The sequence below is a fragment of the Streptomyces sp. NPDC050759 genome (assembly GCF_044456945.1).
In the GTDB taxonomy this organism is placed as follows: domain Bacteria; phylum Actinomycetota; class Actinomycetes; order Streptomycetales; family Streptomycetaceae; genus Streptomyces.
Genome location: NZ_JBITGI010000013.1, coordinates 31,849 through 48,211, shown reverse-complemented (window position 1 = coordinate 48,211; position 16,363 = coordinate 31,849). Strand labels below are relative to the sequence as shown.

Genomic DNA, 16,363 nt, shown 5'->3' with positions numbered 1-16,363 from the left:
GCGCTCCCGCCCCCGGATCGCTTCGGGGTGACCGGAACGAACACCCGCGTCCGGCGCGGCGGCCCTCGCCGGACGCGGGCTCCGGCATGCCCTCAGAACGTTCTGACCAGGCGCAATACATGGGATGGATCAGGGTTCGATTGGGAGTCCCGTGTGTATTGACTCGGTGAAGGACCTGTGGAATCACTAGGACATGGGATGTCTGAGTGGTTCCTGTGAGTGCTTTTGAGCGCCCACGCCGCCATGAGGCGTCCGGATCCCGCAGTCATGCCGGTGGCGGCGACGGTCCACGAACACATCGTTCGACCAGGCACAGCACCATCTGTCACCTTTCCCCACATTTCCCGAGGAACAGAATGCGGCCTTCACCCCTTTCCCGCCGGAGTCCTACGGCTCGCAGACGACGCTTACCGGCGTTCGCCGCCACAGGCGTGCTGGCGCTGCTGGTCATGATGCTGGCGACTTCGCAGACCTGGTCCGCACCCGCGCCCGCCCCGGCAGCGACGCCGGCGCCCTTGGTGAGTTCGGCGTCGGGGCGATGTCTGGACGTCAAGGGCAACGTCGACACGTCGGGAACCGCGCTGGACATCCAGGACTGCGACAACCAGCCGAACCAGGCCTTCGAGTTCACCTCGGCGGGCGAGCTGAGGACGATGAGCGGCACCCGATGCGTGGACGCCTACGACAACCGGACGGCGCCGGGTACTCCGGTGATCATCTGGACGTGCAACGGGCAGCCGAACCAGGCGTGGCGGCAGAACGCCGACGGGTCCGTCACCGGTGTCCAGTCCGGCCTGTGCCTGGACGTCAACGGGGCGGGCACGGCCAACGGCACCGCGGTCATCCTGTGGACCTGCAACGGCCAGAGCAACCAGAAGTGGACCACGTCGACACCTCCGCCGGGGCCCGGCGGGTCCGGCCCGTGCGACATCTACTCCGCTGGCGGTACGCCGTGCGTGGCCGCGCACAGCACCGTGCGGGCGCTCTACGGGTCGTACAGCGGCAGCCTGTACCAGGTCAGGCGCGCCTCGGACAACGCGACCAGGAACATCGGCGTACGGGCGGCCGGAGGTTTCGCCGACGCGGCGGCGCAGGACTCGTTCTGCGGGGGCACCTCCTGTGTGATCACGGTCGTCTACGACCAGTCCGGGCGCGGCAACGACCTGTGGTACCAGGGATCGGCCCAGGTTCCGGGATCGAGTCAGAGCAGTCCCGCCAAGGCGACCTCCGAGTCGCTGACCGCCGGGGGCACCAAGGCGTACTCGCTGTACATCAATCCGGGCAACAGCTACTGGCGGGACGGCCATCTGACGGGCGTTCCGACCGGCAACGCGCCCGAAGGGGCGTACATGGTGACCAGCGGCACCCACGTCAACAGCGGCTGCTGCTTCGACTACGGCAACAGCGAGACGACGCGGAAGGCTGACGCGGCCGGGGCGATGGACGCGATCAACTTCGGCACCGAGTGCTGGTTCGGCGGTTGCTCGGGAAGCGGTCCCTGGGTCCAGGCCGATCTCGAATGGGGCCTGTACTCCGGGGGCAGCCAGTCCTGGAACACCGGTCAGCGGGCCTTCCCCGTCAAGTTCGTCACCGCGATGCTGAAGAACAACGGGACGTCGAGGTTCGCCCTCAAGGGAGGCAATGCGCAGTCCGGCAGCCTGACGACTCTGTGGGACGGCGCGCTGCCCGGCGGATACAGCCCGATGAAGAAGCAGGGCGCCATCGTTCTGGGCAGCGGCGGTGACTGCTGCAAGCCCGGTGGCGGTGCCAACCTGAGCGCCGGCACCTTCTACGAGGGGGCCATCGTCGCCGGCTACCCCTCCGACGCGACCGACAACGCGGTCCAGGCCAACGTCACGGCTGCCGGATACCGCTGAGACCTTCTGTCACGCGGGAGGCGGCGGCCCTCCGGGACGCCCGGAGGGCCGCCGTGAGATCTGCCTCACCGCCTAGTGCTGTCCCGACCCAGGAGTGAATGACATGCGCATGATCACTATGAGAGTCGGACACCTCTTGCCGCCGTTCCCGCGACCGTCCCCGCGCGGAATGCTGGCGTCCGCCTTCTCGGTCGCGCTGTTCTGCGTGGGCGTCCCGCTCGTCTCAGTCGGTACGGCGCAGCCCGCCGCCGCGCTGGGCAACGGGCTGGCGCTGACCCCGCAGATGGGCTTCAACGACTGGAACGCCTACGGCTGCAACGTCTCCGAATCGCTGATCAAGTCCACCGCGCAGGCGATGCACACCAACGGCATGCAGGCGGCGGGCTACTCCTACGTCAACATCGACGACTGCTGGATGACCCACAACCGCGATTCCGGCGGCCGCCTGGTGCCGGACCCCGCCAAGTTCCCCGACGGCATCAAGGGCACCGCCGACTACGTGCACTCCCTGGGACTGAAGCTGGGGATCTACGAGGACGCGGGAACCGCCACCTGCGCCGGGTATCCGGGCAGCCTGGGGCACGAGAGCACCGACGCCCAGTCGTTCGCGTCGTGGGGCGTGGACTACCTGAAGTACGACAACTGCAACAACAACGGGGTGTCCGCGCAGAGCCGGTACACCACGATGCGGGACGCCTTGGCGGCCACCGGCCGGCCGATCCTGTACAGCCTGTGCAACTGGGGCCAGGACAACGTGTGGACCTGGGGCGCGGGCGTGGGCAACAGCTGGCGCACCACCGGGGACATCAGCGCCAACTTCGCCAGCATGCTGTCGATTTTCCACAGCAACGTGGGCCTTGCCTCCTACGCGGGCCCCGGCCACTGGAACGACCCGGACATGCTGGAGGTCGGCAACGGCTCGATGACGGCCACCGAGAGCCGCAGCGAGTTCAGCCTGTGGGCCGAGATGGCCGCGCCGCTGATCGCGGGCACCAACATCCCCTCGGCCAGTGCGGAGACCCTCTCCACGCTGACCAACTCCCGGGTGATCGCGGTCGACCAGGACCCCCTCGGCAAGCAGGGCACCATGGTCTCCTCCGCGGGAGGCCGGGACGTGTTGGCCAAGCCTTTGGCCAACGGGGACGTGTCGGTGGCGCTGTTCAACGAGACGGGCTCGACAGCGACCATCTCGACCACCGCGGCCGCGATCGGCAAGACCGGGGCGTCCCCCTACACCCTGACCGACCTGTGGTCGGGAGCGTCCTCCACCACCTCGGGCACGATCAGCGCCGCGGTGCCGGCGCACGGCACGGTGATGTACCGGGTCGCGGGCGGCACCAGCGGCGGCGGCACCAGCGTGACCGGGGCGGTGCACGCGGTGGGCGCGGGCAAGTGCCTGGACGTACCCGACTCGACCACGACCGCCGGCACCCAGGTGGAGATCTGGAGCTGCAACGGCGGCGCCAACCAGACATGGACGCACTCCGCGTCCAACCAGTTCACCGTCTACGCCGGCAGCAGCCAGATGTGCCTGGACGCCTACAACAACCGGACCACGCCAGGGACGAAGGTGGAGATCTGGTCGTGCAACGGCCAGAGCAATCAGCAGTGGACGCTGAACGCCAACGGCACCATCACCGGCGTCCAGTCGGGCCTGTGCCTGGGCGTCGCCGGAGGGGCCACCGCCGACGGCACCCTCGCCGAACTGCAGACCTGCGACGGCGGCAGCAGCCAGCGGTGGACGTTGGGATGACTCCGCATTCGAACCCCGGAGGAGGTCTCCGTGCTCGAACCAGCCGATGATCGCCGACGCAGGCGAGGCAAAGCCGTGCTCCTGTCCGCCCTGGCGATGGTCCTGATCGCGTTCGGCGCACCGGCGTTCGCCACATCCACCAGGGCCGATGCATCATCCGTCGTCCATCCGGCGGCCCAGCGTGTGGCGGACGTGTCGCTCCCGTGCGACCTGTACGCCGCGGGCGGTACGCCGTGCGTGACGGCGCACTCCACGACCAGGGCGCTTTTCGCGTCGTACAACGGGCCGCTTTACCAGATTCAGCGGGCCTCCGACCACAGCTACCGCGACATCGGGCTGCTCGGTGCGGGCGGGTACGCGGACGGCGCGTCCCAGGTGTCGTTCTGCTCGGGCACGTCGTGCACGATCACGAAGATCTACGACCAGACCGCCCAGCACAACGACATGCCGATCTCCTGGGGCGGTTACTGGAAGGGGCCGGGGCCGGACGGGTCCGACGTCGGCGCGGACGCCATGGCCCTTCCGGTGACCGCGGCCGGCCACCAGGTCTTCGGCGTCAAGGTCACCCCCGGTGTCGGCTACCGGCTCGACCACGCGAAGGGAGTGCCCACCGGAGCCCAGCCCGAAGGCATCTACATGGTGACCTCGTCGAACTACACGAGCCAGTGGTGCTGCTTCGACTACGGCAGCGGTGAGAACTCCCACACCGATACCGGCAACGCCACCATGAACGCCATCTACTGGGGCACCGCCTGCTGGTTCGGTGGCTGCACGGGCAGCGGCCCGTGGGTCGAGGCCGACCTGGAGAACGGCATGTTCCACACCAACACCGGATCCAACAAGGACCCGAACAACCCCGGTGTGCACTACCCGTTCGTCAGCGCGTGGCTGAAGAACAACGGCACCAGCAACTTCACTCTCAAATACGGCAACGGCGCGGGCGACGGCCTGACCACCACCTTCTCCGGCCCCCTGCCGAACGGTTACTCACCGATGAAGGTCGACAGCTCGGTCCTGCTCGGCACCGGGGGCGACAACAGCCCCAACGGCGTGGGCGAGTTCTTCGAGGGCGCGATGACGGCGGGCTACCCTTCCGACGCCACCGAGAACGCCGTGCAGGCCAGCATCACCGCGGCCGGTTACGGCGCGGGGGGCGGCGGTACGTCGACCGCGCTGCACGCGGTGGGCGCGGGCAAGTGCCTGGAGGTGCCGGGCGCCTCCACGACGCCGGGTACGCAGACGCAGATCCGGGACTGCACCGGAGCGGCGAACCAGACCTGGTCCCGGACCGACTCCCGCGAGCTCGCCGTGTACTCCGGCAGCAGCCGGCTGTGCCTGGACGCCTCCAACCGGGGCGCCAGCCCCGGCACCAAGGTCATCACCTGGGCCTGCAACGGCCAGACGAACCAGCAGTGGAACGTCAATGCCAACGGCACCGTCACCAGCGCCCAGTCCGGCCTGTGCCTGGACGTGACCGGCGCCGCCACCGCCAACGGCACCCCCGTCGAATTGTGGACCTGCAACGGCGGATCCAACCAGCAGTGGTCACTGAGTTGACCCCGGGAACGCAGGAGGACCGAATGAGGACGAGAGCGAGACCCGGCCGTCTGGTACTGGCCGTCGGCATCGTCCTGGCGTTCGTGCTGCAGCTGTCGGCGACGGCGGAGAGCCGGGCTGTCTCCGGCGAGATGCTGAGCGTGAACCTGGCGTCGACGCGAGGCCCGTCGACCGGTGTGGGTGAGGGATTCCTCTACGGTTTCACGCAGGACGGCAGCCAGCCGGCCGACCAGTTCATCAAGCCGCTGGGGATCAATGCGTTCCGCGGCGGGGGATGGTTCTCCGGCGGCTGGATCCGGGACAACTACCAGTACGGATCGGCCACTCGGGCCGACCTCGACTCGATCGTCGCGCAGGCGAAACGGCTCACCCAGCCGCCGTATCACGCGCAGTACCAGGTACTGGTCAGCGACATCTACGGCGCCAATGGCGGGCAGCCGTCCAACACGAGGTATCCGTGCGACAACGGCGACTGCTCCAACTGGATCGGCTTCATCGACTCCACGGTGGGAGCACTGCAGGCATCGGGGCTGAATTTCGCCTACGACATCTGGAACGAGCCGGACATCTCCGCCTTCTGGACCCGGGGCGTGAACAGCGCCCAGTACTTCCAGATGTGGGACACCGCCTACCGGGAGATCCGGCGCATCGCCCCCTCGGCGCAGATCGTCGGGCCGTCGCTCGCCTTCACACCGCAGAGCAACCCGGGGGAATGGCGGACCTGGCTGGCGCACGTGAAGGCGGCCGGGACGGTCCCGGACATGATCACCAACCACGACGAGGGTGACGTCGACGACCCGGTCACCGTCTCCCAGTCCCTCAACAGTGCCCTGACCACGGCGGGCATCGGCCCGCTGCCGCTGTCCGCGAACGAGTACCAGCCCGCCGACCGGCAGACCGCCGGGGTGACGGCCTGGTACCTGGCGCGGTTCGCGCAGTCCGGGTACACCAACGCGATGCGCGGCAACTGGGTCTGCTGCGTCACCCCCAACCTGACGGGAGTCCTCACCCAGAGCGGGGGCACCTGGCAGCCGACGGGCAACTGGTGGGCGCTGCGCGACTACGCCGACATGACCGGAACCCTCGTCGACACCTCCGGCCAGGTCGGCTCGACCGCGATCTCGGCCTCCGAGGACCCCACCAACAAGCGCGCGGTGGCCATCATCGGCGACGCCAACGGCAACTCCGGCACCGCGTCCGTGACCTTCAACGGGCTGTCGTCCGTGCCCTGGCTGACGAACGCCGGCAGCGTGCACGTCACCGTGCACCGCATCCCGGACCAGGCACCGCTCGGTGCGCCACTGACCGTCTACGACCTGAACCTGAGCGCCTCGGGCGGCTCGATCACCGTGCCCTTGACGTTCCAGGGGACGCACGACGCGTTCGCCGTCTATCTCACCCCGGCCTCCTCCGGCGGCGAGGGCTTCCCGACCGGTTACCACCAACTCGTCGTCGCCCACGACAACTTGTGCCTGGACGTGTACGGCAACTCCAGCGGCGCGGGCGCCGCGATCGACCAGTGGACCTGCAACGGGCAGAGCAACCAGCAGTTCCAGTTCGTACCGGCCTCGGGCGGCTACGGCGAACTGCGCGCCCAGAGCTCCGGCCAGGACGTGGCGGTCGCCGGCGGTTCCACGACGGCGGGCACCCCGAACATCGTCCAACAGCTCGCCGCCACGACGGCCAACAGCCTCTGGCTGCCGGTGCGGCAGTCCGACGGCTCCTACGCCTTCCAGAACCGCTACAGCGGCCTGTGCCTGGACGTCTACGGCGCCGGGAGCACCGCGGGCCAGCAACTGGACCAGTGGCAGTGCAAGAACGCACCCGGCACCAACCAGGACTTCTTCGTCCGCTGAACCGTCCGCCGACCACACCGGCCGTGGACACCCCCCACCTGCGAAAGGAACCACCGTGTCAGCAATCGCACGGCTGTTACGGCGCCTGCGCGTCCCGACGGCCGTACTCGCGGGCCTCGTCCTGGCCGCCGGCGGCGTCGTGGGCACAGCCGCCGCTCCGGCCCGGGCCGCCACCTCCATCACCCTCAACGGCGCCTCGGGCGGACGGACCTTCGACGGCGTCGGCGCGATCAGCGGGGGAGGCGGCAACAGCAGACTCCTGATCGACTATCCCGAGCCCCAGCGCGGCCAGGTCCTCGACTACCTCTTCCGGCCCGGCTACGGCGCCTCCCTGCAGATGCTCAAGGCCGAGATCGGCGGGGACACCAACTCCACCTCGGGAGCCGAACCCAGCCACCAGCACACCCGCTCCGACCTGAACTGCGACCGGGGCTACGAATGGTGGCTGATGGAGCAGGCCAAGGCCCGCAACCCGAACATCAAGCTGTACGGGCTCGCCTGGGGCGCCCCGGGCTGGATCGGCAACGGGAACTTCTGGTCCACCGACATGGTCAACTACCTGGTCTCGTGGCTGGGCTGCGCCAAGCAGCACGGGCTGAGCATCGACTACCTCGGCGGATGGAACGAGCGAGGCTACAACGTCTCCTGGTACCAGCAGCTGCGGGGCGCGCTCAACAGCAACGGCTACGGCAGCGTCAAGATCGTCGCGGCCGACTCGGACTGGTCCGTGGCGAACGACGTCAACTCCAACCCGTCGTTCGCCTCCGCGGTGAGCGCCATCGGCACGCACTATCCCTGCGGCTATCGGTCCTCCCAGTCCACCTGCACGGTGCCGGCGGCCGCCATGTCGTCCGGCAAGCCGTTGTGGGCGAGCGAGAACGGCTCGGACGACTACAACGGGGGAGCGCAGGCCGTGGCCCGCGGTATCAACCGCGGATACATCGACGGACGCATGACCGCGTACCTCAACTGGCCCGTGGTCGCCGCGCTCACCCCCAACCTGCCGTACCCCACCATGGGCCTGGCTCTGGCCTCGCAGCCGTGGTCCGGCGCGTACGCGATCGGCAAGAACACCTGGGTGATGGCGCACACCAGCCAGTTCACCAGCCCGGGATGGCGCTACCTCGACGCGTCCAGCGGCTACATCGGCGGCAACCGCGCAGGCGGAAGCTACGTCTCGCTCAAGTCCCCGAACAACTCCGACTACTCCACGGTCATCGAGACCGTGGACGCCGGCAGCGCGCAGACGCTGAACTTCAACGTCACCGGGGGACTGTCCGCCGGAACTGTCCACGTCTGGTCCACGGACGTCGGTTCCGCCGACCCGGCCGACCACTTCGTGCACACCACGGACATCACTCCGTCCGGCGGCGGTTTCGGCCTGACCGTCCAGCCCGGCCACCTGTATACCCTGACCACCACGACCGGGCAGGGCAAGGGCACCGCCACCGGTCCCGCCCGGAGCGCGCTGAAGCTGCCGTACAGCGACTCCTTCGACGGCTACGCCACCGGCAACGAGGCGAAGTACCTCATGGACTGGCAGGGCGCCTTCGAGGCGGTGGGCTGCGGCGGCGGCCGCAGCGGAAAATGCGTACGCCAGATGAGCCCGCAGAAGCCGATCACCTGGGACGCGCTGACCGATCCGCATGCCCTGCTCGGTGACGTGAGCTGGGGCAACTACACCGTCTCGTCCGACGTGCTGCTCGAACAGGCCGGATACGCCGAGTTGCTCGGCCGTGCCGGCGGGCACGACTACGACCGCACCGGCGGACAGAACGCCTACCGCCTGCGGGTGAGCGACACCGGGGCCTGGTCGATCCTGAACTCGAACACCAATGGCACCGTCTCCACCCTGGCCCGCGGCACGACCGTGGCGCTCGGCGCCAACCGGTGGCACAGCCTGGCGCTCACCTTCTCCGGCACCACGATCACCGCCGTCATCGACGGCGCCACGGTCGGTTCCGTGAGCGACCGCACCTGGGCCGCCGGGCAGATCGGCTACGGGACCAGCCAGGGCGAGACGGCACAGTTCGACAACCTGTCCATCACGCCTGGCAGCGGCGGGAACGACGGCGGCACGACCGGCGCGATCGTCGGAGTCGGCTCCGGCCGGTGCGTGGACGTACCGAACCAGTCGCACACGTCCGGTACCCAGGTGGCGCTGTGGGACTGCAACGGCGGCAGCAACCAGCAGTGGACGAACACCTCCGCCGGTGAGCTGCGGGTCTACGGCAGCGACTGCCTGGACGCCGCGGGCCAGGGCACCAGCCCCGGCACGAAGGTGGACATCTGGGACTGCACCGGCGGCGGCAACCAGAAGTGGACGATCCACGCCGACGGCACGATCACCGGCGACCAGTCCGGTCTGTGCCTGGACGCCACCGGCGCCGGAACGGCCAACGGCACCCTGCTGCAGCTGTGGACCTGCAACGGCAGCAGCAACCAGAAGTGGACGCGCGACTGATCCGGGTGCCCGGCTGACCATCAGCGACCGAAGGCACGACGTCCGTCATTTCCCCCTGAGAGGCCCCCACATGTCCTCCTCCTCCCTGCCGCTCAGCCGGCGCCGACTGCTTGCGGCGGCCGGCGCGGCGGCGGCCTACGGCCTGCTGCGGTTCGCCCCCGAGGCCGCCGCGACCGACGGTCCCGGAAGCTACACCGCGAGCTGGTCCTCCGTGGACCAGCACCCCCCGGCCCCGGCCTGGTTCCAGGACGCCAAGTTCGGCATCTACTACCACTGGGGCGTCTTCAGCGTTCCCGCGTTCGGCAACGAGTGGTATCCGCGCAACATGTACATCGGCGGCTCGGCCGAGAACAACCACCACAAGGCCACCTACGGCGACCCCTCGGCGTGGCCGTACAACAACTTCATCGACGGTGCCCGCGACAAGGCCGGCAACTTCGTCCAGTTCGCCCCCAAACTCGTCTCCCAGGGCGGCAAGTGGGACCCGGACGCCTGGGCCCGGCTGTTCAAGGCCGCGGGCGCCAAATTCGCCGGCCCGGTCGCCGAGCACCACGACGGCTTCTCCATGTGGAACAGCCGCTCCAACCCGTGGAACTCGGTCCAGCACGGTCCCAGACTCGACCTCGTGGGACTGCAGTCGCAGTCGATCCGCGGACAGGGCCTGAAGTTCATGGCATCCCTGCACCACGCCTACCACTTCACCGGCTTCTACGACAACGTACCGTCCCAGTCCGACGCGAACCTGCGCATCCTCTACGGCCAGCAGGGCTCGGCCGCGGAGAACAAGCTCTGGTACGACAAGTTGATCGAGGTCATCGACGGCTACCAACCGGACCTGGTCTGGCAGGACTTCAACCTGCACCTGGTGCAGGAGTCCTACCGGCTCCAGTTCCTCGCGCACTACTACAACCAGGCCGTCGCGTGGAACAAGGACGTGGTCGCCACCTACAAGGACGGCCTCAACAACAAGGGTGAGGTCTTCGACTTCGAGCGCGGCGGACCGGCGGGTCTGCTCACCCCGTACTGGCTGACCGACGACAGCATCTCCTCCTCCAGCTGGTGCTACACGGTGGGCATCGGCTACTACTCGACGCAGGCACTGCTGCACTCGCTGATCGACCGGGTCAGCAAGGGCGGCAGCATGCTGCTCAACATCGCCCCGATGGCCGACGGCACCATCCCCTCCGGGCAGCAGTCCATCCTGCTCGCGATGGGCGACTGGCTCGGCCGCTTCGGAGAGGCGGTCTACTCCACCCGAGCCTGGTCCAGCTACGGCGAGGGCCCCACCAAGATGGGCGGAGGCTCGTTCAGCGGGCCGGTGGCCGGCAAACCGCAGGACATCCGGTTCACCCGCAGCCGGGACAACAAGGTTCTCTACGCCACCGCCCTGGGCTGGCAGGGCGGCACCATGACGATCACGACGCTGAACTCCAACCAGATCAACCTCGGCAGCCTGACAGGCGCCCAACTGCTCGACAACACCGCCGGCACGTACATCAACCTGCCCGCACCGACCCAGGACGCGTCCGGCCTGCACCTCACCATGCCCTCGTCCAACGCGCCGTTCAGCGCCCTGGCGTACACGGTCAAGTTCACCTTCTCCGGTGAGATCCCCGTCCTGGGCGCGCCGGGCGGCTCCACGACCTGGGTCAGGATCGCCAACGTGACCAGTGGACTGGTGCTCGACAGCGGGGGCAACGTCGCCTCCGGCTCCAATCTCAAGCAGTGGAACTACGACGGCAGCACCAACCTGCAGTGGCAGCTGATCGACCTCGGCAACGGCTACTACCGCATCATCAACCGCACCAACGGCATGGCCGCCGACAGCTGGGGCAACGCCGCCAACGGCGCTCCCGCCCGCCAGGAGGCGTGGAACGGTGGCAACAACCAGCAGTGGTCGCTGACCAGCCTCGGCAACAACCGCTATCAGATCGTCAACCGGGGCACCGGCACCGCTCTTGACGGCAGCGGTAGCACCACGGCCGGCTCCACCACGGTGCTGTGGACGCCGAACTCCAGCACCAACAACGCGTGGACCATCACCGCCGTGTGAACCGGCGCTCCCCGTAGGACACAAGGACTCGACGACGGAAGAAGGAGAGCATGGAACGTAAACCGCTCTTAATGTCCATCGCGGCCGCACTGCTTCTCATCCTGACCACCGCGGGCACCTCGTTCAGCAGCGCCCTCGGCGCACCCGCACCGGCCACGAAGTCCGCCGCGGCGGCGAGCGCCGGCTGCGGCAAGGCGCCAGCGCTGACCAGCGGCAACCACACGATTCAGAGCGGCGGACAGAACCGCAGTTACATCCTGCGGGTCCCGGCCGGCTACGACAGCAACCGCCCCTATCGGCTGGTCTTCGGCTTCCACTGGCGGGGCGGGACAGCGAACGACGTCGACTCGGGCGGCACGGACGGGTACAACTGGTCCTACTACGGCCTCAGGCGCCTGGCGGACAATGCGAACAACGGCACGATCTTCGTCGCCCCCCAGGGCAACGGCAACGGCTGGGCCAACCCCGGCGGCCAGGACGTGGCCTTCGTCGACGCCATGGTCAACCAGATCGAATCGGGCCTGTGCGTCGACACCACCCAGCTGTTCTCCGCCGGCTTCAGCTACGGCGGCGCGATGTCGTACGCCCTCGCCTGCTCCCGGGCGACGGTCTTCCGCGCGGTCGCGGTCTACTCCGGCGCGAACCTCAGCGGGTGCAACGGCGGCAACCAGCCCATCGCCTACATGGGACTGCACGGCCTCAGGGACAACGTGCTGCCCATCCAGTCGGGACGAGACCTGCGCGACACCTTCGTCCGGACGAACGGCTGCACCCCGCAGAACCCGCCCGAGCCGGCCAACGGAAGCCTGACGCACATCATCACCACCTACTCGGGATGCAGGTCCGGATACCCCGTCGTCTGGGCCGCGTTCGACGGAGCGGGCCACGACCCCGGTCCCATCGACGGTTCCACCGGTGACGGCTGGCGCACCTGGACGTCGGCAGCGGTGTGGCAGTTCTTCACCCAGTTCGGCTCGAGCACGCCGCCGACACCGCAGCCCTCCGAAAACCAGGAGATCGTCGGCCAGCAGTCCGGACGCTGCCTCGACATCAGCAACTCGACCACGGCCAACGGTACGCAGGCACAGCTGTGGGACTGCAACGGCGGCTCCAACCAGCGGTGGACCCACACCAACGGAAAGCAGCTGGTCGTCTACGGCAACAAGTGCCTGGGAGTCGGCCAGGGCGCGGGCAACGGCACCCCCGCGGCGATCTGGGACTGCAGCGGGCAGCCGGACCAGCAGTGGAACATCAACCCCGACGGCACGATCACGGCAGCGCAGTCGGGGCTCTGCCTGGACGCCAGCGGCCAGGGAACCGCCAACGGGACGAAGGTCCAGCTGTGGAGTTGCTCGGGCGGCGCCAATCAGCACTGGCGCCTGCAGAACTGACGGGCCGGGGCCGGGTCCGGCACGGTACGGGCCTGGCCCCCGAGGGCTTCCCCCCACTTGATTGACGACCTGAGTTAACGTCGATAAGTCAACGTCATTAACGGTAGTTCGTTAAATCCGGCAGTAGAGGTCAATGCCGTGTCCGGTGGTGACCGCGTCGATCAGGGCCTGAAGCTCGGAGGGCGGATCCTTGTCCCTCCAGGCTTGCCACCACCGGTTGAGGGTGACGGCGGGGGTCAGCCAGGAACAGATGGTTCGTAAGGCCTTGGGCCGGCAAGGCTGTTGGGGCTGATGGGACGGGACTGGTCCCCCTCTCTGGCCCCTCGTCGGGGCAGGGGTCCGGCGCGGCGGCGTCCAGGGGTCCGGGTGGGGCGAACCATGGGTCCCAGCAGAAGGAGAAGGCACAGTTGACCAGGGCCTGGTGGCGGCGGATGGCGCGGTCGGAGCGGACCTGGAAGTCGGCCCAACCGAGTTCGTCCTTGATCTGCTTGTAGCTCTGCTCGATCCATGGCCGCAGGCCGTAGAGGCGGATGATCCCGGCGAGGTCGGCCGGCGGGTGCGGGTCAGCGGTGGCGTGTGGTGCGTCGGGGTGGGGCAGGTTGGTGGCCAGGTACCAGGTGGCTTTCTCCGGCAGGCCGGCTGGGTCGGTGGTGGCCACGACCAGGCGGCAGGGTGAGTCGGGGCCGTAGCCACCCAGGCGGGCATCGGCGGTTCACCAGGTCTCGGTGTGCCCGTCGCGGAAGTGCCGCTCCACGGGTGTCCAGTCGCTGGAACGCTTGGCATCGCGCCAGGTCAGGGCGTGGGCGGCTTCGATGGGGGTGTGCGGCTGGTCGGCCGGAGCCCAGGTGCCGCGGTGCGGCTTGAGCGCGACCACGTAGGCCAGGCCGGCCTCGCGCAGTGCGAGATACCAGTCGTCGCTGACGGAGTAGGCGCAGTCGGCGACCACCGCCCGGCAGCCGAAGCGCGCCTTCTTGCCACGGGCCGCGAGGGCGGCAGCCAGCTGCGGTTTCGTACGGAAGGCCGGATCGGCCCGGCCGCGGGCGAAGTGATGGGCGGGGGTGTAGGGAGTGGCGTGCAGCGGGGAGTACACGCGGCCGTCGGTCCACACTGTGGTCACCGTGACGATGCCGTTGTCCGTCTTGCCCAGCCGGCCCAGCCACTGCCGGCCCACGTGCGCGGTCGCGGTGCCGTCCTTGCGGTCCCCGGAATCGTCGATCACGATGACCCCGCCGTGGTGCGGAGCCGTCGCCGGCTGCTCACGCAGCAGCTCAAGCCGCCGGTCGTTGACCTGCTCGGCCTCCCAGGGCGATTCGGACAGGAAGAACTGCAGCCGCTGCACCCCCGGCATCCCCGCACCTGCCACCGGTTCCGCCCCTGCCAGGCAAGTGATCGTCTAGTTCCGCTCCCTCGGCGCCAGCAGTCCCGTCAGGCACCCACGAAAGCCGCGCCGCTGGGCCAGGCTGAAGAAGAGATCGTCGAACCGGGCCGCGTACTCCTCCAGCGGTCCCGGCGCAGGCGGACACGGACGGCGAGCAGTCATCTTCGGCCCCCAGCAGAGCAGTTGACCCCTATCACCGGCCGACGACGAACCCGACCTGCCGTCAACCCACGACCGGATTTAACGAACTACCGGTAACAGGAGGTCGAAGCCGAGCTTGGTGTAGGTGTCGAACACCAGGAGCTCGGCACCGTTGTCGCCCAGCGAGCGACGCAGTCGCTCCCGCAGTGAGACGCGCGCGCCCATTGGATCATCCGCGTGCTCAGGGTGCTGGCGCACCCACCATGCCACCAGTTCAATAGCCCGATCGACTATGAACGCGAGTACCGGGCCACCCTCGCCGAGGGACTGGCCGCATAGATCGTCTCCACGCTGCGAGGGGATTGACACGGTCAAAGGCGGCGAGTGTGCGCTTTCCGCCCTGGGACGCGCTTTCGCTATCTGTAGCAACTCCAGGCCGCGAGCAGACCGCGAATCAATCCCCTGGTCAACAGTTCGGGGCGCCGATGCCGACGTTCGGGTGGCAGAACCAATGGGATGGAGGATCAGTAATCGGCGATGTGGCGATGAAGTGTTCCGATTGTCCCTTCCTTGCATGAAATGCGTGAACATGCCACCCCGGCCTGTGCCCTCTCTCAGCATGGATGCACAGAACCGTTCAACGGAGACGGGCGGGGATGTGGTGCGGCACCTTGGCACCCGGCCCGCAGAGATGGGGGAACGACATGAAGTTACGAAGCCTCAAGATCGGATCTGCACTCGCTGCCATGACCCTGGGCGCAACCGGCTTGCTGACGGGCACTGCCCATGCCACAGGCAGCTGCACCTCCGAGGTGATCCACTACGAGGTGGACAACGCTGCCTTCGGCACGCACGCAGCCGACCTCACACTGACGATCAACCGCTGCACCCTGCCGGACGGAACTCTCGTGGCCCCGACAGCGACATACCTGCAAGGCAGCACCACCACCTGGGGCGACATCCTCTACGGCGCCGGGTTCGAAAGCGTCGAAGGGACGGGTACGCCACTTGAGATCAGCGGGGCTCGCTACAGGCTGAGGAACGTGGCCGTGTTCCAGGCCTGCCTGGCGAAGTACTCGACGCTCTGCTTCAAGGACCACATCACTTTCGAGACGCTGCTGGAGGGACCGGGCGGCCAAGTAGGCCGATCGGTCGACGTCTCGGACGACAACACCGACTGGGACGTCAATCTGGTGTCCTGAGAGGCACTCCGCTCCCACGAGGCTCTGAGCGTCCGAGCCTGACAACGATGACGCGCCTTGAGGGATGACGAGGACGCGAGTTCACGTCCCGCCATTCGGCATCGCCTGGCCGGGGCCACCGACTCATCCCGAGCGGTGGCCCCGGCCGGGCACGGCGCGGGTAGCGTGATCTGTGGGCGACCATGCCCACCCCCGCCAGAGGGCCAGCGTCTGGGCAACGCCCGCTTCCACGGCCGCACCCCGACAGGGCTGCCCGAAGGACACCTCGTGCGGATCATCGACTACACCGTGACCGTCCGGTCCCAGGACGGCCCGCCCCAGGTGGGGAAGTTCCGCCTGGCGACCAGCCTGCTCGACCACCGGCAGGCGACCGCACGGCAGTTGGCCCAGCTCTACCACCAACGCTGGGAGATCGAGAACGGCTTCGCCGAACTCAAAAACCGGCTGCGAGGCGCCGGCTTCATCGGCGGTGCTGATGACCGATGCCGAAGCCGCCGACTGGCTCACCGCCACGGCGAACGGGAAGATCTGACCCGCGTCCGCACACACCACGGGCCCCATGGGAGTGAAGACCTCCCCGGGGCCCGGTGTATGGAGTCGTGATGTTCAACGACGGCACAACGCCAGCGTCACGCCTCGGGCTGTGAAGGCTCCACCTGGCGCAGGCAGTACACGCACCTGGACCCGGAGT

10 protein-coding genes are annotated in these 16,363 nt (G+C 68.3%); 9 read left to right on the top strand and 1 reads right to left on the bottom strand.

The genetic code is table 11. From position 1 onward, the window contains the following. Positions 1-434 precede the first annotated feature (434 nt). From ACIBJB_RS32230 to ACIBJB_RS32200, 7 genes are all read left to right on the top strand, one after another. Positions 435-1,877: an arabinofuranosidase catalytic domain-containing protein gene (locus ACIBJB_RS32230; protein WP_398936210.1), complete on the top strand. Its 1,443-nt coding sequence runs from the start codon at positions 435-437 to the stop codon at positions 1,875-1,877. A gap of 118 nt (positions 1,878-1,995) precedes the next feature. Continuing rightward, positions 1,996-3,630, top strand: coding sequence for a glycoside hydrolase family 27 protein (locus ACIBJB_RS32225; protein WP_398936209.1), 1,635 nt, complete (start codon positions 1,996-1,998; stop codon positions 3,628-3,630). A 96-nt stretch (positions 3,631-3,726) separates the two neighbouring features. After that, the gene (locus ACIBJB_RS32220) at positions 3,727-5,187 is read left to right on the top strand and encodes an arabinofuranosidase catalytic domain-containing protein (protein WP_398936207.1); all 1,461 of its coding nucleotides are present in this window, start codon (positions 3,727-3,729) and stop codon (positions 5,185-5,187) included. A gap of 23 nt (positions 5,188-5,210) precedes the next feature. Next, positions 5,211-7,043, top strand: coding sequence for an RICIN domain-containing protein (locus ACIBJB_RS32215; RefSeq protein WP_398935805.1), 1,833 nt, complete (start codon positions 5,211-5,213; stop codon positions 7,041-7,043). Between the two features lie 55 nt (positions 7,044-7,098). Beyond that, on the top strand, positions 7,099-9,507 hold the full coding sequence (locus tag ACIBJB_RS32210; RefSeq protein WP_398935803.1) for a ricin-type beta-trefoil lectin domain protein: 2,409 nt from the start codon (positions 7,099-7,101) through the stop codon (positions 9,505-9,507). Positions 9,508-9,577: 70 nt separating this feature from the next. Further along, a complete protein-coding gene (locus ACIBJB_RS32205; protein WP_398935801.1) occupies positions 9,578-11,560 on the top strand; it encodes an alpha-L-fucosidase in 1,983 nt (660 codons plus the stop codon). 71 nt (positions 11,561-11,631) lie between these two features. Further along, positions 11,632-12,951: an RICIN domain-containing protein gene (locus ACIBJB_RS32200; RefSeq protein WP_398935799.1), complete on the top strand. Its 1,320-nt coding sequence runs from the start codon at positions 11,632-11,634 to the stop codon at positions 12,949-12,951. 712 nt (positions 12,952-13,663) lie between these two features. On the opposite strand, the gene ACIBJB_RS32195 is transcribed toward ACIBJB_RS32200, so the two are convergent. Beyond that, the gene (locus ACIBJB_RS32195; protein ID WP_398935797.1) at positions 13,664-14,299 is read right to left on the bottom strand and encodes a transposase; all 636 of its coding nucleotides are present in this window, start codon (positions 14,297-14,299) and stop codon (positions 13,664-13,666) included. Between the two features lie 917 nt (positions 14,300-15,216). On the opposite strand from ACIBJB_RS32195, the gene ACIBJB_RS32190 reads away from it, so the two are divergent. After that, on the top strand, positions 15,217-15,672 hold the full coding sequence (locus ACIBJB_RS32190) for a hypothetical protein (protein ID WP_398935795.1): 456 nt from the start codon (positions 15,217-15,219) through the stop codon (positions 15,670-15,672). Between the two features lie 267 nt (positions 15,673-15,939). Continuing rightward, complete coding sequence (locus tag ACIBJB_RS32185; protein ID WP_398935793.1) at positions 15,940-16,275, top strand: transposase; 336 nt, start codon at positions 15,940-15,942, stop codon at positions 16,273-16,275. The last annotated feature ends 88 nt before the right edge of the window (positions 16,276-16,363 follow it).